The following is a 20,935-nucleotide window of genomic DNA, read 5'->3' as shown; positions in this document are numbered from 1 at the left end:
TTTTATAATATTTCCAAATCAAAAAGGAAATTTTATGAAAACACGAGTAATTACCGGCGTTATAATGTTTTTGGCTATTTTGATCGTATTTCTTATCGATAGCCATCTGCTAAATTTCGCTGTTTTGGGCGCTGTTTTATTTATCTCGTTCATAGAAAGCGAGAGATTATACGGAATTCACGAGAAGTCATTAGTGCTTATCGCTATGATTTTTTATCTGCTAACACCTTTTTCAAATCCTGTTTTTATAGCCCTTTTGGCGGTATTGATCGTTTTAAGTGTGCTTGTTCATTTTAAAAGCGAAAATTTAAAATCCGTCTTGCCGTTTTTATACCCGATGACTCCGATATTTCTTATCTGGATGCTTTATGATACATACGGTATAGGATATCTTGCGTGGATGATATTTATAGTTATAGCTTGCGATAGCGGGGCATATTTCATCGGAAAGCGCTTTGGCAAGCACTCCTTTAGCCCGACTTCGCCTAATAAAACCTGGCAAGGAGTAATCGGCGGCATATGCGCTGCAAGCGTTGCCGGAAGCGTGTTTGGCTACATAATAACCGAAGCCTTTTTTCATAGCTTGCTTACGAGTTTCTTTGTAGGCGCTTTTGGCGTTTGGGGCGATCTGTTTGAGAGCTATTTAAAGCGCAAAGCGGGAGTTAAAGATAGCGGCGATCTGTTTCCTGGTCACGGAGGCATGCTTGATAGGATAGACGGGTATCTGTTTGGCGTAGTTGCGATGCTTTGGATGCTTTCGTGGTAGTTCTAGGCTCAACCGGCTCCATAGGCAAAACCAGCTTAAATTTAGCTCATAAATTTAATATCGGCATTGAGGCTATTAGCTGCAACTCAAACTACGAGCTTTTAAACGAGCAAATTTTAAAATTTAATCCCAAATTTGTCTGCATAAATGACGAAAATTTGGCTAAATTCGTTAAGCATAAGCAGGTTTTTACAGGAGAGCAGGGTATTTTAGATATGCTTGAAGCTTGTAAGTCTAAGCTTGTGATAAACTCTCTTGTGGGTTTTGCGGGGCTTGCTCCAAGTGTTAAAATCCAAAATTTAGGCAAAAAGCTAGCATTAGCCAATAAAGAAAGCCTTGTAGTGGGCGGTAAATTTCTAAATGCAAAAGAGATAAATCCGATAGATAGCGAGCATTTTGGACTGAAATTTCTACTTGAAAACAAAACGCCCGTAGATAGCCTCATCATAACCGCAAGCGGCGGAGCTTTTTACAAAACTCCTATCAAAGCGCTAAAAAACGTAACGGCAAAAGATGCTCTAAAACATCCAAACTGGGATATGGGCGCTAAGATAACCATAGATAGCGCGACTATGGCAAACAAGCTTTTTGAGGTTTTAGAAGCGTTTTGGCTCTTTGGCACAGATAGGATAAATGCCCTAATAGAGCCTACGTCGATGATTCATGCGCTTGTAGCCTTTAAAGACGGCTCAACTACGGCTCATCTTTCAAGAACCGATATGAGTTTAGCGATTGCGCATGCTGTTTTGGGTGATTTAAACGCGTCAAACTCAGATCAAAAAAATAAAAAATTCACTCAAAACATAACTGCGAATTTAGATCTGCTCGCGCTTAAAAACATCAAATTCCATAAGATAAATTTAAACAAATATTCGATTTTTTCGCTTAAAGACGAGCTTTTGGCAAATCCTGATTTAGGAGTTATCGTAAATGCGGCAAATGAGATCGGAGTGTTTAAATTTCTAAAAAACGAGTGTGAATTTTTAGAAATTTCAAGAGTGGTTTTAAAAAGCGTTAAGGAGTTTAGAAATACTAAGATTACGAGCCTTAACGAGCTTTTTGAGATAGATAAAGAAGTAAGAATTTGGGCTAGCAAAGAGATAAAAGAAAGGGTGTGAATGCAAAAATACGAAGGGTATAAATTTAGGTTAAAAGATAGCCTTATAGGCGTTCAGTTTTTATTCGTGGCGTTTGGTGCGCTGGTTTTAGTGCCGATTTTGACGGGGCTTGATACGAGCGTGGCGCTATTTACGGCTGGTATCGGAACTCTTTTGTTTCAGGTTGTTACTCGCAAAAACGTTCCGCCGATATTTTTGGCAAGCAGCTTTGCCTTCATAGCTCCTATAACTTTTAGTATCGAGAAGTGGGGACTCTCTGCTACGATGGGCGGACTTTTTGCTGCGGGAATTTTTTATGTGGTGCTTAGCTTTATCGTTCGCTACCGAGGCGAGGGCTTTTTGCACAAATTACTTCCGCCTGTGGTTGTTGGGCCTGTGATAGTTACTATCGGACTTATTTTGGCTCCCGCTGCGGTAAATATGGCGATGGGTAAAGGAAACGAGGCTCTTTACAGCCAAAACACGGCGATGAGCATAGCCTTTTTGTCTTTGCTTGCTACGATTTTGGTTATGATGTTTGGCAAGGGGATGATGCGACTTATACCGATTCTTTGCGGTATAGTTGTTGGTTATGCGGCTTCTTATTTTGCAGGCATTGTGGATTTTGCACCGATTGCAAAGGCGAGTTGGTTTGCGGTGCCAAATTTTACTTCGCCTAGCTTTAACTTTGACGCTATCATCTATATGGTGCCTATCGCTATCGCGCCTGCTATCGAGCACATCGGCGATATGCTAGCTATCAGTAACGTTACTAAAGAGAATTTCTTAAAAAATCCGGGACTTAAAAACACCCTTTTAGGAGACGGGCTTGCCACTTCTGCGGCTTCGCTTTTCGGCGGTCCGCCAAATACGACTTACTCCGAGGTTACGGGTGCGGTAAGTATCACTAAGGCGTATAATCCCGCGATCATGACTTTTGCTGCGATTACGGCGATTTTGCTTGCATTTATCGGTAAGCTTGGAGCCGTGCTTGCTACGATTCCGACTCCTGTTGTGGGCGGTATCATGCTGCTTTTATTTGGTATTATCGCTTCTGTCGGTATAGAAACGCTTATAAAGCACGAAGTTGATCTTGCCGAGCCAAGAAATATGATCATCGTAGCGCTTATCTTTGTTTGTGCGATAGGCGGCATGGTGCTTGACTTTGGCGTGGTTAGCTTTTCGGGTGTGGGTCTTGGCGCGCTAGTTGGCATCGTGCTAAATTTACTACTACCAAAAACCAAGCATTACGAGGGCTTTTAGAGGTGATTTTAGGGATAGAAAGTAGCTGTGATGACAGCTCTATCGCGCTTTTTGATATCAAAAATTTAAAGCTCATACATCATAAAAAGATATCTCAAGACGAAGAGCACTCCAAATTTGGCGGAGTGGTGCCCGAGCTTGCCGCAAGGCTTCACACTGCTGCTTTGCCAAAGCTGCTTGAAGAGATAAAGCCAAATTTTAAGGATATCAAGGCAATTGCCGTTACAAACGAGCCTGGACTTACCGTAAGCTTGGTGGGCGGAGTGAGTATGGCAAAGGCGCTTAGTATCTCGCTAAACGTGCCGTTAATCGCAGTAAATCATCTCATAGGGCATATTTATTCGCTTTTTTTAGAAGAAGAGGCGCGCTTTCCGCTTGGTGTGATGCTCGTTAGCGGCGGTCATACGATGATACTTGACATCGATGAAAAGAGAGATATCAAGCTACTTGCTTCCACGATGGACGATAGCTTCGGCGAGAGCTTTGATAAGGTTGCTAAGATGCTTGATCTTGGCTATCCGGGCGGGGTTGAAGTCCAAAGTTCAGCGCAGCGATGTGTGCAAAAAGACAGGTTTAAATTCACGGTTCCTCTTTTGTTTGATCCTCGCATTGCTTATAGCTTTTCAGGGCTTAAAAATCAGGTCAGGGTCGAGATAGAAAAGCTAAAAGAAAGCGGAAATTTAATCGAGCAAGATATCAGCGACATCTGCTACGCTTTTGAAAATGCAGCCTGCGAGCATATTTTAAACAAGCTTGAGAAAGTATTTAACGAGCGAAAATTCAGGCGTTTTGGCGTAGTGGGTGGAGCAAGCGCGAATTTAAATTTACGCTCGCGAATTGAGAATTTATGCTCTAAATTTGATTGCCAGCTTTTGCTTGCACCGCTTAAATTTTGTTCTGACAATGCGGCCATGATAGCTAGAGCAGGGCGCGAGAAATACCTTAAAAAAGAGTTTGTAAAATTTGATGAGCTAAAGATAAATCCGCGTGTTAAATTTGGTGAGGCTTGAATTTCAGTTCTTGTGCTTTTTTATTGACTTAAAGTCTGCGCTAATCTAAAAACTAAGTAACTTTGCGCGCGAGTAGCAAAGACAATATAAAGGCGTTAAAAGCGCTATGAAATTTAAATTTGCTTTCTATTTGCTACTGTTTATAAATTCTAAAATTTCATCTTTTTTATCTAGGAATTTGTCTGAAATCACGATAAATTCGTTGCTTTTTAGATTTTGCACGGTATAAAGCGGCGAATTTTTAGTTTTTAGATCTATCATTACGGCACCCGCTTCACTAGCTATAATTTCACCTGCAGCGTTATCCCAGATACAGCTTGGACTAAATCTAACGTAAATTTCAGCCGTGCCCTCGGCTATTTTACAAAATTTGATAGCGGAACTTAGTCTAAAGGGCTCTAAATTTAGGCTTTGGGCTAGTAAATTCGGGATTTTATTTTTGCTATACCTACTAATAGTTATTAAGCTTTTACCAGCTTTATTTGATATGTTTTTTAAATTTTCTTTTGAAAATTGTGCGTTTTGATTTTGATAAGAGCTGAAATTTGGCAGTTTTTCGTAGTGCGATCCTTGATTCTTGATCGCATAAAAAAGCTCGTTTGATATCGGTATATAAATCACGCCTAAAATCGGTCTAAAATCCTTGATAAGGGCTATGCAGACGCAAAATTCACCTATCCCGCTAATAAAATCATTTGTGCCGTCAAGCGGGTCTATAAGCCAAAATTCATTTGTATTTTCATCTAAAATTTTCTCTTCCGAGCAAATCGGTAGGCCACTTGAGCTTAAAATTTCAAAAATTTTGTCGTTTGAGGCAAGATCGGCTTGAGTAACGGGTGATTTATCGGGCTTTATGTAAATTTCATAGCCTATTTTTTCTTTGGAGTCGTTTTGCTCTGGGCTGTTTGAAATTTTGCTTTTCTTAAAGAGCAAATTATCTTTATCAATCGGTATATTTTGCATTAGCGCTTGTTTTAGCTCTTTATCTAAGTCGCTTTTGTAGAATTTTAAAATCTCTTTTCCGCCCTCAAAGGCGGCGCTTTTGGCTAGTTCAAGTAAAAAATTCAGGTCTTTCATTTTAATCCAAATTTATAGATATAGCATAAGGCAATCAGCTTAAAAATTTAAACTTTGCCCACTTTGATTTTTATCAAGGGGGCGGTTGCTCAGAGTTACGAGACCCGCTCCGCCCCCTTTAACCCCACCTAGGGCGACGTTATAAGTTGCTGTGCTTTGCACAGGTTTAAAAATCAAGACGGCGTTCGGTTTGTTTCTCCGACATAAAGCTGTCTAGGACGAACGATCTTAATCGTATCTTGCTCTTTTAGCTCTATCCACTGGCTTATCCAGCCCGGTGTGCGCCCGATCACAAAGATAACGGCGAACATATCGTTTGGAATAGATAGCGCCTTTAATATAAGTCCCGAATAAAAATCCACGTTCGGATAAAGATTGCGCGAGATGAAATAATCATCGCTAAGTGCGATCTCTTCGATCTTTTTGGCGATTTTTAAAAGCTCGGTATTTATGCCGATCTCATCAAAGAGCTGATCGCACATCTTTTTAAGCACTCTTGCGCGCGGGTCGAAATTCTTATATACGCGGTGCCCAAAACCCATGAGTCTAAACGGATCGTTTTTATCCTTTGCGCGCGCGATGTATTTTTCTACGTTTGCTACCGAGCCTATCTCTTCAAGCTGGCGTATGACGCCTTCGTTTGCTCCGCCGTGCGCCCATCCCCAAAGAGCTCCGATGCCTGCCGATATACACGCATACGGATGAGCGTGTGTTGAGCCTACGGTGCGAACTGTCGTGGTTGAGGCGTTTTGCTCGTGGTCGGCGTGAAGCATGAAAACCGTATCAAGAGCCTTTACTTCGATAGGTTTTAAATTCACGTGCTCATAAGGATAACTTCTCATCATATAAAGAAAATTTTCGGTAAATCCGCGGTCCAAATTCGGATAAATAATAGGAAGCCCTCTTGAGTAGCGATAGCTAAACGCGGCTATGGTAGGGATTTTGGCAATTATTCGCATAGCCATTTCGTGATACTCTTCGGGTTTATCCATATTAAGATGATCGAAATAAAACGCACTAAGTGCAGAAACGCTAGCTTGCAAGATCGCCATAGGGTGAGCTTTATCCGGAAAAGCGTCGAAAATTTTCATCATGCCTTCGTGTATAAAGGAGCGCTTTTTAAGCTCGAGTCTAAATTCATCATACTCTTTTGCGTTAGGCAATTCTTTGTTTAAAAGCAGATACGCGACATCAAGGAAGGTTTTGTTGTCGGCTAGATATGCTATATCGTATCCGCGGTGCATAAGCTCGCCTTTAAGTCCGTCTATATAGGTGATAGACGAGCGGCACATCGCGGTTGAAGTGTATCCGCGGTCAAAGGTAAACATACCCGTTTGGCTGAAAAATGTCGATATATCTATGACATCAGGACCCATAGTGCCTTGTAAAATCGGGAATTCGTAGCTCTTGCCGTTTCTGTTGTCCGTAAGCGTGACGGTGTTTGACATCTTTACTCCTTTGAGATTGCTCTAAAATTTTTCTTTTGGGAATTCATCAAAATTTTTATACTTATCATCACTATTATAGCCTGAGTTAGACTTGCAAGGATACAAGAGAAGTAAAATTCCTCGCTTATGTCGCCTGATTTGTGAGCTATGGTAGCAACGGCTATCAAAAGCGTAAGCGGCATAGAGTGAGATAGTGCGTAAAGCATGGTCTTTTTAAAGCCGAGCAAATTTAAAAATACAAGGCTTGCTATCATCCTAAAACCTATCATTACCGATACTATCAGCATCGCGTTTTTGATGATGCCATCCATAAATAAAGCGTCAATCTTAAAAGTAGAGCCGATATATATGAAAAATGTAGGTACCAAAAAGCCAAATCCAAAGCTTGCAAGCTTATGCGGAAGGTCTTTTTTGTGATCAAAAAATGTCGCTATAAATGTGCCTGCGACAAAAGCTCCAAAGGCTATCTCAAGATCAAGATAAAGCATAAGTGCGATAATGCCGAAAAATAGCGCCATAGAAAGCCTTATGTCTTTTTCGGCGTTATCATAATGAGGCATAAGCATGACTTTTAGCTGAGGATACCACCAAAAAAGCACGTTTAGCATCTTAAAGCCAAATGCGCTAAGCAGTAAAAATCCTCCAAGGTAAATAATAGAAAGTGCCAGCTCGCTTCCGGCGCCAAATTTCAGGTATGCCCCGACAAACGTCAAAAGAACTATACTTACAACTTCACCTATGGAGCCGACAAGCATGCCTAAATTTAGCCATTTTTCTTCTCTTCCATACTCTTTAAACAGCGTAAATATCATACCCACGCTCATAAGCGGTATGATGAGGATAAAAAGCGGTGTTAGATCAAAGCTAAACGTAATTATAGATGAGAGCAGATAGAGAAGTGCTATGTATATGAGCCCTGATTTTAGGATTTTTTTATCGGTTGTAAAAAATATCTTTAGATCAACTTCGGTTCCCGCTAAAAACATCAGGTAGAAAAACCCGACTTCGCTAACTATATGAAATATGTCGTTGTGCCCTATAAGTCCAAAATACCCCGCAGCCGCACCCAAAATAATCTCAACAGGAGCGATTGGGATACGCAAAATTTTAGAAAAATACGGCGAGGTAAATACTATAAAAGCAAGTGCTATTAGTATGCTAAGACCGCTAGTGGCAGAGTGTGGCAAAGCTATATCCCCTTTTTGTAAGCTCTTTTATATCGCTGCTTGCAACTTCGCCTTTAGCCGTAAGATAATCTCCTATCACGATAGCCTCCGCGCCGTAGTCAAAAACTTCATATTGACGCTCTTTAAGCACCGCTTCGCGGCCGCCTGCTATCATGACTCTTGCGTTTGGCAAAGCCTCTTTCGTATCTTTTATGATTCTTAGCGCCTCATCTTGGCTTAGTTTTTCTTGTTTTATAGGAAGTGCTGCGTGCGGGATAAAGAAATTTATAGGCGTGGAAAACGGATCAAGCTCTTTTAGACTATTTCTAAAGCTAACTCTATCCTCGTTACTCTCGCCAAGTCCGTATATACCCCCGCAACAAAGCGCCAATCCTGCCCTTTTGGCGTTTAAATTCGTTTCAAATCTCTCATCCCAAATGTGCGTAGTGCAAATTTTAGCAAAGTATTCGCGGCTGGTTTCAAGATTGTGGTTGTAGCTAAAAACTCCCGCACTCTTAAGCTCTTTAAGCGCCTCGTAGCTTGCCATTCCGTTGCATGCGATCAGCATTAAATTCGGAAGCTCTTTTGAAATTTCTTTTGCCGCTTTGCAGATAAGCTCAAGCTTGGTGTCGTTTAAATTTTTACCAGAAGTTACTAGGCAAAAGCCAAGTGCGTGGTTGTTTGAGGCTATTTTAGCCTCATAGATGATCTCTTCGATTGTTTTTAATTTGTATTTTTCTATTCTGGCGTCTATTTTTGCGCTTTGCGTGCAGTAACCGCAGTCTTCCGAGCAGTTGCCGACATTTAGCGAACAGATCGCGCATAGCATAATTTGTTTCATAAATTCTCTTTTTGTTGATTTTATAAAAATTAACATTATACAAAATCAAAGCTTTTATCTGTTTAAACGCGCCTTGTTTTGGCTTTTTGGTTGCAAATTTGAGTTAAATTTACGCTTATATTTGGTTGAGATTTAATTTGCAAGTGACTTTTGTAAATTTTATATTAAATTTCAAATTTTTTAGATAAATTTTAAATATTAATTTAACAAAAAGCTAAAATATGAATAAAGAACAAAATGAAAAAGGCTTTTATGATAAGCTTATGAGTTTTGGTGATAGATACTACGAAGATATGATGGTGCAACTAGAGCCTGAGTCTAAGCCTGAGTCAGAACCTGAACCCGAACTTGAAATAGAGATTACAAAAACTCAAAAGATTATCTTGTCTGCGATTTTAATTTATATTGCAATTGATATAACTTATTCAAACATTGATAAGATTAAAGAATTTATGCTTAAATTTTTAACTCCTCAAACTTATATAGATATGTTTAAAGAGCCAATCTTTCAAGGTTTTATTTGGTTTTTATTTATTAGTTTTATTATTGCAAATTTTGCTCTTTTGTTTTACAAAAAAAGATACGAACTTGGTTTTAAGCTTATTAGAAGTTTGATCACATCGGTTTTTGTTATTGTCTTTTATGTCGGCGTTTTTGCGATCCTTTATGTAGCGTTTGAAAATAAAAAGCTGATAATTTTGGTGTTTATCGGGTTTTTTATTATAGTATCACTTATAGTTTTTATGCTGAATTTTAAGAAAAAAGAGAACTTTAATGATAAAGATGATTTTTTAATTAGTTATTTAACGCAAGAAGATGAAAAACCAAAAACACATCTAAGTATAGCAAAAGAATTTTTTATACTGTTTTTAACTATTATGTTTTTTGCGATATTTAAAAAAGTCGGCGTGTTTAGCGGCAAAGGCGGAGATTTTGGCGGAGGCGGCTCAAGCGGTAAAGCGGCTTAAGATATCAGGCAAAGTCTCTAATACTAGTTTTACTCGTTCCAAATTCTTTGTATAGAGGGACGGGCTAGTATTATCCCTCTATCTGCTTTTTGTTTTTGCACTTTACGCACTCTAGGAAAATGCCCTTTTTAAGCTCTTTTCTTGCCATCATACCGCCACATTCGTCGCATTTTTCGGTTGTCGGCTCGTATTTGCTGATAAAATTGCATTTCGGATAGCCCGAACATCCGTAAAATTTACCGCGCTTACTTATGCGCTCAACCAGATCGCTTCCGCACTCAGGGCAAGGCACGTCAAGCTTTTTAAGCTCTTTTTTCGGCTTTGCTTGGTCGCTTGACTCGCTTGTTTCTTGTTTTTTGATATTGCGCGAGTATTTGCATTTTGGGAAATTTCCGCAAGCTATAAATTCACCAAATCGCCCTTTTCTAAGAAGCAGATCGCCTCCGCATTCAGGGCATTTTTCGCCGATTGGAGTTGCTACTTTTTGGCTTTTTATATTTGTTTTGCCGCTTGAGATCTTCTCCATAAACGGATAGTAAAATTCGCTTAAAAGCTTTTGCCAATCAACTTTATCTTCAGCTACGCTATCAAGCTTTTCCTCCATAACCGACGTAAATTCGCTATCGACGATATCGCTAAAGTGTTCTTCAAGCACACCCATCATCGTAAATGCTATCTCGTTTGGTATGAGCTGCTTTTTTTCCACTCTTACGTAATCGCGCGAAGTTAGTAGCGATATGGTCGGCGCGTATGTACTTGGGCGACCGATCCCTAGGCTTTCAAGCTTTTTAACAAGCCCCGCTTCCGAGTAGCGACTAGGCGGTTCGGTAAAGTGCTGGCTGCTTGATATGCTTTGCAAGTTCATCTCGTCGCCGATATTTAAATTCGGTAAAATTTTATCCTTATCCAAATCCCCGTAAGCCTTATAAAAGCCCTCAAATAGTACCTTTCGTCCGCTTATCTTAAACTCGCCCTTATCGCCTGACACAAAGACGTTTTGCGTTTGACTTATGCTTGCGCTCATTTGGCATGCTAAAAAGCGGTTGTATATAAGCGTATAAAGCTTAAGCGCGTCTTTTTCCAGAAATTTAGCCGCTATATCGGGCGTAAAGCTTAAATTTGTAGGGCGTATCGCCTCGTGAGCTTCTTGCGCCCCTTTGCTTTTGGTAGCGTAAATTTTAGCCTTGCTTGGCAGGTATTTCTCTCCGTATTCGCTTTTAATGATCTCGCGTGCGGCTTCAACCGCCTCTTTGGCTAAATTTAAGCTATCGGTTCTCATGTATGTTATCGCGCCCATGAAGCCTTGATGGGTTTGCACGCCTTCATATAGGCTTTGAGCTATCATCATCGTTTTTCTAGGGCTAAATCCAAGCCTGTTGCTCGCACTTTGTTGAAGTGTTGAGGTCATAAACGGCGGGCTTGGTTCGGTTTTGCGCTCTTTGCTTTCGATCTCGCGAATTTTAAATTTGTCGTTTTTTAAATTTTCTACGATAAATTTTGCACGATCCGGGTTTGTTATCGTAAGTTTTTCTATCTTTTGGTTTTCAAATTTAACAAGCTCGGCTTCTAAATCTTTTTTAAATTTCGTATCTATCGTATAGTATTCTATAGGTTTAAATGCCTGAATTTCACGCTCGCGATCTACTATTATCTTTAAAGCCGCACTTTGCACTCTGCCTGCGCTTAGCCCTTTTTGGATTTTTAAATTTAAAAGCGGAGAGAGCTTATATCCCACTATACGGTCAAGCAAGCGGCGTGCTTGCTGGGCGTTTACGCTTGACATATTTATCGTGCGAGGAGTATTTAAGGCGTTGTTTATCGCAGTTTTAGTTATCTCGTGAAATACGATTCTTGGCAGACTTTCTGGCTTTTTGCCTATCGCCATTGCGATATGATAGGCTATGGCTTCTCCCTCTCTATCCTCGTCGGTTGCCAGATAGACGTTATCTGCGCTTTTAGCAAGCTCTTTTATCTCTTTTACGACTTTGGAGTGATCTGTGCTTACTTTGTATTCGGGAGTGAATTTGTCATCTTCTATCTTTATGCCAAAAGTCGTTTTAGGAAGATCTCTGATATGCCCTTTGGAGGCTATCACATCGTAGTCTTTGCCTAAAAAATTCTTGATAGTTTTTGCTTTGGCGGGTGATTCTACGATGATTAAATTTTTCATTATTATAACCTTATTAAAAATTTATCGGCTAATTGTAGCAAAAAATTTATCATAAAAATAAAAATTTAATTTTTTTCATTTTGGCTATAAACTTTTTTTTAAAACTCACGATATAGTTTTTGTGCGACATGAAGTCGTAACTAAACTTAAAAGGATTTAAAATGAGTTTTCGCATTAACACTAACATAAATGCACTTAACACACACGCAAACGCAGTCAGCAACAATAGAGAGCTTTCTATGTCTCTTGGCAAACTAAGCTCAGGTTTAAGAATTCAAACTGCAGCTGACGACGCTTCAGGTTTGGCTATTGCAGATAGCCTTAGAGCACAAGCTAACGCTTTAGGTCAAGCTATAGCAAACGGTAACGATGCTATCGGTATCATTCAAGTTGCAGATAAAGCAATGGATGAGCAGCTAAAAATTCTTGATACTATCAAGGTTAAAGCTACTCAAGCTGCTCAAGACGGACAGACAACTCAGTCTCGCCAAGCGCTTCAAGCTGATATCGTTCGCCTTATGGAAGAGCTTGATAACATAGGTAATACGACTTCATTTAACGGTCAGCAACTACTTAACGGAACATTCTCTAACAAAGAGTTCCAAATCGGTGCTTACTCAAACCAAACTGTTAAAGCTTCTATCGGTGCTACTACATCAGATAAAATTGGCTTAACAAGATTTGAGAGCTCTAAACTACTAACTGCCGGAGGTAAATTAAGTATTACCTTTATCAATGTTGATGGTGTAAATAACGTAAAAGTTGCTGCTGCTACTGTAGGGACAGGACTTGGAGAAGGTCTTGGCGCTTTGGCTGAAAATATCAATAAAGTAGCAGACAAGAGCGGTGTAAGGGCCACTTTTGATGTTACATGGAAAGGTAAGGCAGCTATCGCGGGTGGAGAGCTAAAGGATTTAACTATAAATGGAGTTGTTGTAGGAGATTTAACTATTAAAAATGGTGACGAAAACGGCACATTGGTTAATGCCATTAATTCTGTTAAAGATCAAACTGGAGTAGAAGCCTCTGTGGATACAGGCAGACTAGTTTTAACAAGTCGTGATGGCAGAGCTATGGAAATAAAGGCAGCCAAAGTTAACAATAATAACGTAATGTCAACTGTTTTTGGGTATGGCGGAAAAGAAGTTAAAGAAAAAGAAGGATATCTATTAACTAAGACTTTTATTGGACGCCTTAACCTAGTTCGCCTTGACGGTAGAGATATAAAATTACAAAGTGGTAATACTGGAGGAACTTCTAAATTGTCATTAGCATTTAGCGCTAGCACTGGTAACAGTAACGGAGGTTCTGAGAAATCTGTATCACTAAGAGAGATAAGAGGTCAGATAGACAAAACCGTTGCTGCAGCTATGGGCTTTCATAGAATGAGTGGAAATTCTATGACTTCAGCTCAATCGGCAGGCGTTATGACTCTACGTGGTGCAATGGCTGTTATGGATATAGCAGAATCAGCCCAACGCACACTTGACTTTATCCGCTCTGACCTAGGTTCTGTTCAAAATCAACTTGTAGCAACAGTTAATAACATAACAGTTACTCAAGTAAACGTAAAATCAGCTGAATCTCAAATCAGAGATGTTGATTTTGCTAAAGAATCAGCAAACTTCTCTAAATTTAACATCCTAGCTCAATCAGGAAGTTATGCGATGAGTCAAGCTAACGCTGTTCAACAAAACGTTCTTAGATTGCTTCAGTAATCTAAGATAAGTTTCCTTGAAAACGTTTTAAGACTACTTCAGTAGCATTAAAACGTTTCTACCCGAAGTAAAAGCCTTATTGGCTTTTACTGAGCTGGAAAAACGTTCAAAAATTTCAGCCTTAAGGCTTCCTTAAAATGTGTTAAGTTACTTAGTTGTTAAAACTCAAATTTCAAGTCGGATTATCCGACTTGAAATTTTAATATACTTAAAACCTAAAATTATCTTTGCTTTTACCTAAATTTGATTTTTCTATAAGACCTCTTTTTTTAAGCTCTTTTATCAAATTTCTTGAAGCCTTTTTAGTGGTTTCTATATCGGCATTTAGTCCACCTGCAACTGAAAACAGCCAGTATTTATGAATTTCAACCCATTCTATGAGTTTATTTACTTTTTCTATCGCCGTATCGCTTGGAGCAACTGAAATTTTAGCAAGTTCTAGTTCTTGATAATAAATAGATATAGAAACTATACTATCTAAAAATTTTTGGTAATTTTCTTTGATTATAAATTCTTTTACTTTGTCTATCTGGTTTGAAATTTTAACTAGTTTATCAAAAAGTTTTTCGGTTACTTTTCCTTCGTCTCTAAGTTTTAGTATATTGTCTATTTGAGGAACCACTTTTAAAAACACTTCTTCTATTTTAGATTTAGCAAGTTCTTGAATTTTTATTTTTTCGCTTATAACTTTATATGATTGTAAAAGATATCTGTTTGCGGTTTTTTCTTTTACTTCGTTGATATTTGGTAAATTTTTTACTTTTTTGTCTTTGCAAAGCTTATTCATTACCTCTAAAAACGGCTTTTCGATAGCGCCTTCTATCCTTGCTCCGCCCTCGGTGCAGTTATATGTTGCTATATCTTCTTTTTTGGATTCCTCTATATCTTTTTCAAATTGATTTTTAAATTTATCCCAAACGTAAGTAGTCCTTACTTCACCTTCTCCGCCGTAAGCTTTAGTGTAGAGGTGTTCTTCTGCTTGAGCGAATGCATGACCCGTCGCATGGCTTTTGCCGTCAGGAGCAAAGGCTAAATCCTGCCCTATCAAAACGATATTTTTATGCCCTAGCACTCTTGCCAGCTGATATGCTTGATTTGCTGTGGAGTGCCCTATGCCAAGATAGCCGTATTTTTTTAGATCAAAGATAAATTCGCTAGGCTGAGGTCTTATTGTTAGCACAAGTCTTCTAGGCAAGATATTTTTGATAGTTTGTTTGTGGGTTAGAGAAGCTACGATAAAGTATATGTCTTTATCGAATTCTTTGTTTTTATGCTTAAAAAAGCTCGAAGTAGCAACTACTCTTTCGATAGATGTTACGTAATCGGGCTTTATGCCGTGCTTTAATAGTATAGGATAAGAGGCATCAAGACTGATAACCGTAGCATATGGAGCGAATTTTTTAAGCGTATTAAGTTGCTTGTCAAGACTAGGTCCTGTGGCAACTATTATAGCAGTATCCATTAGATTATGGCGCTTTTTAACAAGATCTACATAAGAGTATCCCGTGATCATAGTCGGTAAATTCTCTATATGATTTTTTATGCCTATTAGCATATCGTCTATGCTATTTCCGCTACTTGCGACCATTTGAGAGATAGCTTTAGTGAATTCTTGGTTGATTCTTTGGTAATCATCGGCAAAGTTATCATAAAAATCTGTATGTATATGCAGATCGTAAAGCTTTGCATATCTGTTAAATTCAACCTTTGCGATAAGATAATAAAACTGCGAATAATTGGCAAATTCCGAGTAAAACAGAGTTAATCGCTCACTTGCAAGTTCGTTTGAAAGATCGATTAAATTTAACACTATATAAATTATCTCAAGCTCGGGCTCGACGACCACTATTCTTTGATGTGTCTCATTGCAAAGTAGTGCTTTGTATAAAATTCCGTTGCCAAGTCCGTAAAAGTACATTATTGGATAGCGCTTATACTGTTTTTCAAGACTTTCAAGCATATCGTGCGTGTCTTTTATGGGATTTTCGTATATGTATTTAAAGCTTTTGCGGTCGATTATGTTTATATCAAGAGGGTCTTTTCCTATAAAAACCTCGTATTTGTCTTGAGCACCCATAGCAAAGAGCCTAGCGGCTAGAATTTCATCTTGCTGAAATAACGCTTGAAGGTTTTTTTCAAAGATAGGGTTTTGTATCTGCCCTGCTTGACTGTCGGCTTTATGCTTAGCCTCTTTTGTGTTTATACTACTTTTGCCTATTTGCTCTTTTTTATCAATTTTTTTGCTCATTTTATCTCCTTTTATAGATCCTCTTGTTCTATCGCTTCGCCAAATTCTATATCTCTTTTTGCCGTTTTTCCTATTAGCTCTTTTTTAAATTTAGGATGAAGCCCATAACTTGGACGCACACTTTTTACGTTATCATCGCTAAAAATTTCTCCCGCTTTTATATCTTTACTTGCATAGAGCGAGCGAGCGAATTTGCGGTTTTCTCCACCTGAAGTAAATTTGCTTTTACCAAGCAAGGCTTCTGTTTCTCTTACCGCTTTTACCATTTGTGAGAATTCCACTTCATCAAGACTAAACGCCTCATCTACGCTTTTTACGTCTTTATTTAGTATAAAATGCTTTTCAACTATGCGTGCTCCCAAGCTTACCGCTACAACGGGCGCAACGATACCTAAAGTATGATCGCTAAAGCCTATTTGCACGCCAAATTCATCTTTCATATAAAGTATATTTAGCAAATTCATCTCATTTAACGGCGCAGGATAGCTTGAAGTACATTTTAAAAGAGCGATTTTATTATTGCCCGTATTTTTACAAATTTGCACTATCTCTGATATCTCATCGCGCGTGGCAATGCCGGTTGAGATGATAAGCGACCTGTTTTTTCGAGCCACATACTCTACAAAATCATAATCAATCGCTTCAAAGCTGGCGATTTTATAAGCGGGTGGGTTAAATTGCTCTAAAAAATCCACATCGTCTTTGCAAAATGGGCTTGAAAAGCAGATTAAGCCCTCGTTGCTAGCCACATTAAAAAGCTCCTTATGCCACTCTCTAGGAGTCATTGCCTGCTCGTAAAGCTCGTATAAATTTCGCCCGTTCCAAAGCCCGCCTCGTATCATAAAGTCTTCTTTTTGAGAATTTAGCGTAAGACTATTGGCAGTATATGTTTGTAACTTTATCGCATCGGCTCCGGCGCGCTTGGCTGCTTTTATGGTTTGAATCGCTGTCTCTAAGCTTCCTGAGTGGTTGGCTGAGAGTTCGGCGATGATAAATACGCTTTTACCCGTATCAAAATTTCCTATTTTCATATTGTTTTGCCTTGTAAATTCGCTTTTGTAAGCCTTAGATAGCTCATTTGATCATCCTTGTCATAAATTTCAAAGCCAAATTTTTCATAAAGCGCAACGGCTTTTTCATTGAAATTATAAGCGCATGAATTGAGCCTAAAAACCTTTAGCTCGCTAAACGCATAGTTAATTATAATTTGCATTAATTTTGCGCCTTGATTTTTTAAATTCGGATTTGCATAAAGTCCGAATTCACACTCCTTATCGCTTATGTTTATAAAGTCGATCACACCGATAAATTCGTCATTTTCTTCGACCAAAAAGTAAAGTCTATCAGAAGCGCTTTTTAATCCGTCGATAAATTTAAGATGCTCTTTTAAGGTTATATTTTTTGAGCGCATAAATTTCGCTATTTGCTCATCGTTTCGCCAATCAAAAACCATCATCTTTTGCTCTTTTGTAAGCTCGGTAAAATTTATAAGACGGATCATATATCCTCGCTTGTATAGGCTTTATATCCGTTTTCAATAAGCCATTTATACATCTGTTTTTGATTGTTTGCAACCATAACCGCACTGAAATTTGCGCCTAAAACAAGCGCTTCGTTTACAAGAGAGCTTGTCGAAATGATAAGCTCTTTACTCTCGTTCATTAGCCTTGCGATTTGATTTGAGTCGGTAAAAAGAGTTAAGTTTTTATAGCTTTTCTCGAGCTTTTTAAGTGCGCTTAAATTTGCGTTTGCACTTGTTGTAACAAGGGCGATTTTTAAATTTTTTTCAAGTAGTTTAAGCGCTAAATTTGCACTTAAATTTTTACTGTCCGTTCCGCCAAGTGCGATAAAAACGTCATAAATTTTCTCTCTTTTTATCTTTTTTTCTTGATAAAATTCATCTCTTACCAGCATAAATTCTCGCCCGCACCAAATTTCACAAGCGGGAGGCAGTAAATTTTCATATTTTTTGGCATTGGCAAATATATTGACGTTTAATAAAATATCGCAAAAATGGCTCTTATACTCATCGTCAAAGCTTAAAATTTTAACTCTCGTAGCCTCTTTTATCGTCTTTTCATCTTCGTAATTAATGCCGTAGTGATCGATGATAAGCAGCTCAAATTTATGAGTGTTTATAAGGCTTATTAGTTCATCTAAATCGTTTGTTTTAAGAGTAAAAACGCGGAAATTTATCTCTTTTATGAGCGAGCCCTCAAGCTCTAAGCAAGCAAAGCTTATATCTTTAAATTTGTTTGCAAGAACCATGTCTCGTCTGATGTGTCCATGTCCGATAGTTACGGAGCTATCGGCTCTTATCAAGGTTTTTAAATTTGCAAGTTTTTCAAAGCTCATGATTGATTCTATAAAGTTTTTGTGCGAACTCAAAATCTGCAAGCGTGTCAATATCACATACCAAGTGTCTTGGCAGGATAAATGCTCTGGAATGTGCCGCAAATATCGGCTTTTGCGCAAGCCACGCCTCGCGTTTTGCGAAATAAAACTGTCCTGCGTCGTGATAAGCTCTTTCTAAATCTTGCGAGCGAGTGCTTAGATGTTGCGGATAAAACATGCTTACCGCGCCTTTTTCATCAAGCCTGATTGCACGCTGGATAGGAAAGCTAAATTCGCAAGCGGAAAATAAAAACTCACACTTATTATCTTGAAATTTCTCGTAAGCCTCACTCAAAATTTCAGCCGTTAAAAGCGGAGCCGTAGCATAAAGGCAACATATGTTTTTAAAATTTTCGCCCATTTTAAGGCAGGCGTCTTTCATGACATCGCTTGTAGTTGCAAAATCATCGCTTAAATTGGCTTCTCGCATGAACGGCACTTTTGCGCCGAATTTAAGCGAAATTCTTGCGATATCCTTATCGTCTGTACTTACTATTACTTCGTCAAAAACGCCCGAATTTAGTGCACTTTTTATACTGTGAGCAATGAGCGGCAAGCCCGCAAAGTCTTTGATGTTTTTATGCGGTATCCGCTTGCTTCCGCCGCGAGCGGGTATGACACAAAGATTCATATAACGCGCCTTTGATTTGCAAATTCGCTAAGCACCTCAAGCAGAGCATCGGCTACGAATTTTGCATCATCCATGCTCATGCTCTGGTGGCACGGCAAACTAAGTTCGGCTTTGTAAAAATCCTCCGCCGTCTTTAGCTCGATCTCTCCGTAAAGCTTGGTATAAAAGCTAAACTGATAAGTCGGTTTATAATGCACTTGCACGCCGACACCTCTTAAATGAAGCTCTTTAAAAATTTCCTCTTTTGAATTCCAAAGATTGCTAAAAAGCAAGATCGGATAAAGATGGCGCGAGCTTTTTTTGTTTTGAGGAATTTTTATAGTGCTAAAGTATGGATTTTTCTCAAATCTTTCGTCGTAAAACTGCGCTATACTCTCTCGCACAGCTATCATCTCATCAAGCCTTTTAAGCTGATTTAGCCCAAGCGCGCAAGCTACGTCGCTTAAGCGGTAGTTGTATCCAAGCACGCTCATATCGCTATTCCAAAGGTGAGTTTTGTTTATACCGTGTGAACGGTAAAGTCTCGCAAGACGCGCTATCTCATCGTCATTTGTAACAAGTGCGCCACCTTCAAAAGTGGTGATCGGCTTAATCGCATGGAAGCTAAACACGCTTGCATCGGCGTGAATGCCTACCTTTGCGCCGTCTATCTCGCTTCCAAAGGCGTGCGAGGCATCATCAAGCACTTTTATGCCTTTTGCGCGAGCTATTTTCATGATCTCTATTATGTTTACGCTATTTCCGCCAAAATCAACGGGAGCTATGACCTTTGTTTTTGATGCTATTAGCTCAGAAAGCTTGTTTTCGTTTATATTTCCGTCAAATTTGATGTCGCAAAATTTAACCTTAGCTCCCGCCATTAAAGCTGCGTTTGCCGTTGCCGCAAAGGTTAAAGGCGTAGTTATGACCTCGTCGTTTTCTTTTACGCCAAGAGAAAGATATCCGACGTGAAGCGCAGAAGTTGCCGAATTCATTACTACCGCGTGTTTTACTCCGACGTATTCGCAAATGGCCGCTTCAAATTGAGCCACCTTATCTCCGCCTGTTAAAATTTCCGCTTGCATAGCTTCACAAACGGCTGCTATATCGCTATTTGTGATCTGTTGCTTGCTATAAGCTATCATTTATCATCTCCAAAAGACCCTCTTTATCAAGCCAAATTTTATTAGTATTTGAGCTGTATTCAAACCCGTCTTCTACAAGTTTGCCTCTTTCGCCAAGCGCATTTGTCGAAAAGTCTTGTATAGTCGCAAACTGAATGGACGGGCTTATCACGTAGTGGTCGCTAAATTCGTAAGTTAGGTGCGCATCATCCTTGCCGACCATCACTTCGTGCATCTTTTCGCCGGGTCTTATGCCGATGATTTTGACTTTAAGCTCTGGTGCAAGAGCCTTGGCAAGATCAAGCATAGTCATGGAAGGAATTTTAGGGATAAAAATTTCTCCACCCTTCATGCGTTCAAAATTTTTAAGGACGAAATTCACTCCTTGCTCAAGAGTGATCCAAAATCTCGTCATCTGCTCATGCGTTATAGGAAGCTCTTTTGCGCCTTCTTGAATGAGTCTTTTAAATAGCGGCACTACCGAGCCTCGAGAGCCCACGACATTGCCGTATCTTACGACGCTAAAGCGAGTTTTTTTGCTGCCTGCGATGTTGTTTGCCGCGACAAACAGCTTATCGCTTGCAAGCTTTGTGGCGCCGTATAAATTTACCGGGTTGCAAGCTTTATCCGTTGATAACGCGATCACTTTATCTACCCCGCAAGCAAAGGCTGCGTCAATGACGTTTTGAGCGCCGTTGATGTTTGTTTTTATGCACTCCATCGGGTTATATTCGGCTATGGGAACGTGTTTCATCGCGGCTGCGTGAATGACAAAATCAACTCCATCCATCGCGGTTTTAAGCCTCTTTTCATCTCGCACGTCGCCGATAAAATATCTCATTGCGGGATTTTTAAAAACTTGAGCCATTTCGTATTGCTTAAGCTCGTCTCTTGAGTAGATAATTAGCCTTTTTGGCTTAAAATTCTTAAGCAAAATTTCGGTGTATTTCTTGCCGAAGCTTCCTGTTCCGCCGGTGATTAAAATATTTTTTCCGTTAAACATCTTTATTTCCTAAAAAGTTTATTTTATAAAGC

Annotated in this window: 18 protein-coding genes; 6 read left to right on the top strand and 12 right to left on the bottom strand. The window is 39.2% G+C overall.

The annotated features are described in order from the left end of the window. Positions 1 to 34: 34 nt before the first annotated feature. From CDOM16188_RS02765 to tsaD, 4 genes are read left to right on the top strand one after another with little or no spacing between them, the layout of a single operon-like run. Positions 35 to 766 (top strand): phosphatidate cytidylyltransferase, encoded by a 732-nt coding sequence (locus CDOM16188_RS02765; RefSeq protein ID WP_172198423.1) that lies wholly within the window; start codon positions 35 to 37, stop codon positions 764 to 766. Further along, positions 748 to 1,884, top strand: a complete 1,137-nt coding sequence (dxr, locus tag CDOM16188_RS02760; RefSeq protein ID WP_216656219.1) for a 1-deoxy-D-xylulose-5-phosphate reductoisomerase — start codon at positions 748 to 750, stop codon at positions 1,882 to 1,884. Before CDOM16188_RS02765 ends, dxr begins: the two co-directional genes overlap by 19 nt. Next, a complete protein-coding gene (locus CDOM16188_RS02755; RefSeq protein WP_172198420.1) occupies positions 1,885 to 3,126 on the top strand; it encodes a uracil-xanthine permease family protein in 1,242 nt (413 codons plus the stop codon). Between the two features lie 2 nt (positions 3,127 to 3,128). Beyond that, positions 3,129 to 4,136, top strand: a complete 1,008-nt coding sequence (gene tsaD / locus CDOM16188_RS02750; RefSeq protein ID WP_172198417.1) for a tRNA (adenosine(37)-N6)-threonylcarbamoyltransferase complex transferase subunit TsaD — start codon at positions 3,129 to 3,131, stop codon at positions 4,134 to 4,136. A 126-nt stretch (positions 4,137 to 4,262) separates the two neighbouring features. Here the strand turns inward: tsaD and CDOM16188_RS02745 are convergent, their stop codons facing one another. From CDOM16188_RS02745 to CDOM16188_RS02730, 4 genes are all read right to left on the bottom strand, one after another. Beyond that, positions 4,263 to 5,213, bottom strand: a complete 951-nt coding sequence (locus CDOM16188_RS02745) for a 3'(2'),5'-bisphosphate nucleotidase CysQ (protein WP_172198414.1) — start codon at positions 5,211 to 5,213, stop codon at positions 4,263 to 4,265. Between the two features lie 173 nt (positions 5,214 to 5,386). Then, on the bottom strand, positions 5,387 to 6,661 hold the full coding sequence (locus tag CDOM16188_RS02740) for a citrate synthase (RefSeq protein ID WP_172198411.1): 1,275 nt from the start codon (positions 6,659 to 6,661) through the stop codon (positions 5,387 to 5,389). 2 nt (positions 6,662 to 6,663) lie between these two features. Beyond that, positions 6,664 to 7,848, bottom strand: a complete 1,185-nt coding sequence (locus tag CDOM16188_RS02735) for a cation:proton antiporter (RefSeq protein ID WP_172198393.1) — start codon at positions 7,846 to 7,848, stop codon at positions 6,664 to 6,666. Further along, positions 7,829 to 8,668, bottom strand: coding sequence for a biotin synthase (locus tag CDOM16188_RS02730; RefSeq protein ID WP_172198391.1), 840 nt, complete (start codon positions 8,666 to 8,668; stop codon positions 7,829 to 7,831). The genes CDOM16188_RS02735 and CDOM16188_RS02730 overlap by 20 nt, the downstream gene beginning before the upstream one ends. A gap of 221 nt (positions 8,669 to 8,889) precedes the next feature. Here CDOM16188_RS02730 and CDOM16188_RS02725 point away from each other — a divergent pair, with 221 nt between their 5' ends. Beyond that, positions 8,890 to 9,636 (top strand): hypothetical protein, encoded by a 747-nt coding sequence (locus CDOM16188_RS02725; RefSeq protein ID WP_172198389.1) that lies wholly within the window; start codon positions 8,890 to 8,892, stop codon positions 9,634 to 9,636. 70 nt (positions 9,637 to 9,706) lie between these two features. Here the strand turns inward: CDOM16188_RS02725 and topA are convergent, their stop codons facing one another. Beyond that, positions 9,707 to 11,806, bottom strand: coding sequence for a type I DNA topoisomerase (gene topA, locus CDOM16188_RS02720; RefSeq protein WP_172198386.1), 2,100 nt, complete (start codon positions 11,804 to 11,806; stop codon positions 9,707 to 9,709). A gap of 161 nt (positions 11,807 to 11,967) precedes the next feature. On the opposite strand from topA, the gene CDOM16188_RS02715 reads away from it, so the two are divergent. Continuing rightward, positions 11,968 to 13,524: a flagellin B gene (locus CDOM16188_RS02715; RefSeq protein WP_172198383.1), complete on the top strand. Its 1,557-nt coding sequence runs from the start codon at positions 11,968 to 11,970 to the stop codon at positions 13,522 to 13,524. A 208-nt stretch (positions 13,525 to 13,732) separates the two neighbouring features. Here the strand turns inward: CDOM16188_RS02715 and CDOM16188_RS02710 are convergent, their stop codons facing one another. From CDOM16188_RS02710 to pseB, 7 genes are read right to left on the bottom strand one after another with little or no spacing between them, the layout of a single operon-like run. After that, on the bottom strand, positions 13,733 to 15,772 hold the full coding sequence (locus tag CDOM16188_RS02710) for a motility associated factor glycosyltransferase family protein (protein ID WP_172198381.1): 2,040 nt from the start codon (positions 15,770 to 15,772) through the stop codon (positions 13,733 to 13,735). 11 nt (positions 15,773 to 15,783) lie between these two features. Further along, positions 15,784 to 16,803 (bottom strand): pseudaminic acid synthase, encoded by a 1,020-nt coding sequence (pseI, locus tag CDOM16188_RS02705; RefSeq protein WP_172198378.1) that lies wholly within the window; start codon positions 16,801 to 16,803, stop codon positions 15,784 to 15,786. Beyond that, positions 16,800 to 17,273 carry a UDP-4-amino-4,6-dideoxy-N-acetyl-beta-L-altrosamine N-acetyltransferase gene (gene pseH, locus CDOM16188_RS02700; protein ID WP_172198375.1) on the bottom strand — a complete coding sequence of 158 codons (474 nt, stop codon included), beginning with the start codon at positions 17,271 to 17,273 and terminating at the stop codon, positions 16,800 to 16,802. The genes pseI and pseH overlap by 4 nt, the downstream gene beginning before the upstream one ends. Beyond that, positions 17,270 to 18,127: a UDP-2,4-diacetamido-2,4,6-trideoxy-beta-L-altropyranose hydrolase gene (pseG, locus tag CDOM16188_RS02695; RefSeq protein ID WP_172198372.1), complete on the bottom strand. Its 858-nt coding sequence runs from the start codon at positions 18,125 to 18,127 to the stop codon at positions 17,270 to 17,272. Before pseG ends, pseH begins: the two co-directional genes overlap by 4 nt. Next, positions 18,117 to 18,797, bottom strand: coding sequence for a pseudaminic acid cytidylyltransferase (gene pseF / locus CDOM16188_RS02690; RefSeq protein ID WP_172198369.1), 681 nt, complete (start codon positions 18,795 to 18,797; stop codon positions 18,117 to 18,119). The genes pseG and pseF overlap by 11 nt, the downstream gene beginning before the upstream one ends. Beyond that, positions 18,794 to 19,921, bottom strand: a complete 1,128-nt coding sequence (gene pseC / locus CDOM16188_RS02685) for a UDP-4-amino-4,6-dideoxy-N-acetyl-beta-L-altrosamine transaminase (RefSeq protein ID WP_172198366.1) — start codon at positions 19,919 to 19,921, stop codon at positions 18,794 to 18,796. The genes pseF and pseC overlap by 4 nt, the downstream gene beginning before the upstream one ends. Beyond that, the gene (pseB, locus tag CDOM16188_RS02680) at positions 19,908 to 20,903 is read right to left on the bottom strand and encodes a UDP-N-acetylglucosamine 4,6-dehydratase (inverting) (protein ID WP_172198349.1); all 996 of its coding nucleotides are present in this window, start codon (positions 20,901 to 20,903) and stop codon (positions 19,908 to 19,910) included. The genes pseC and pseB overlap by 14 nt, the downstream gene beginning before the upstream one ends. Between the last annotated feature and the right edge of the window lie 32 nt (positions 20,904 to 20,935).

Source organism: Campylobacter sp. RM16188 (assembly GCF_012978795.1).
Lineage (GTDB): Bacteria > Campylobacterota > Campylobacteria > Campylobacterales > Campylobacteraceae > Campylobacter_A > Campylobacter_A canis.
Note: the sequence above shows the minus strand (reverse complement) of the source record. Positions and strands in the feature narration are given on the sequence as shown.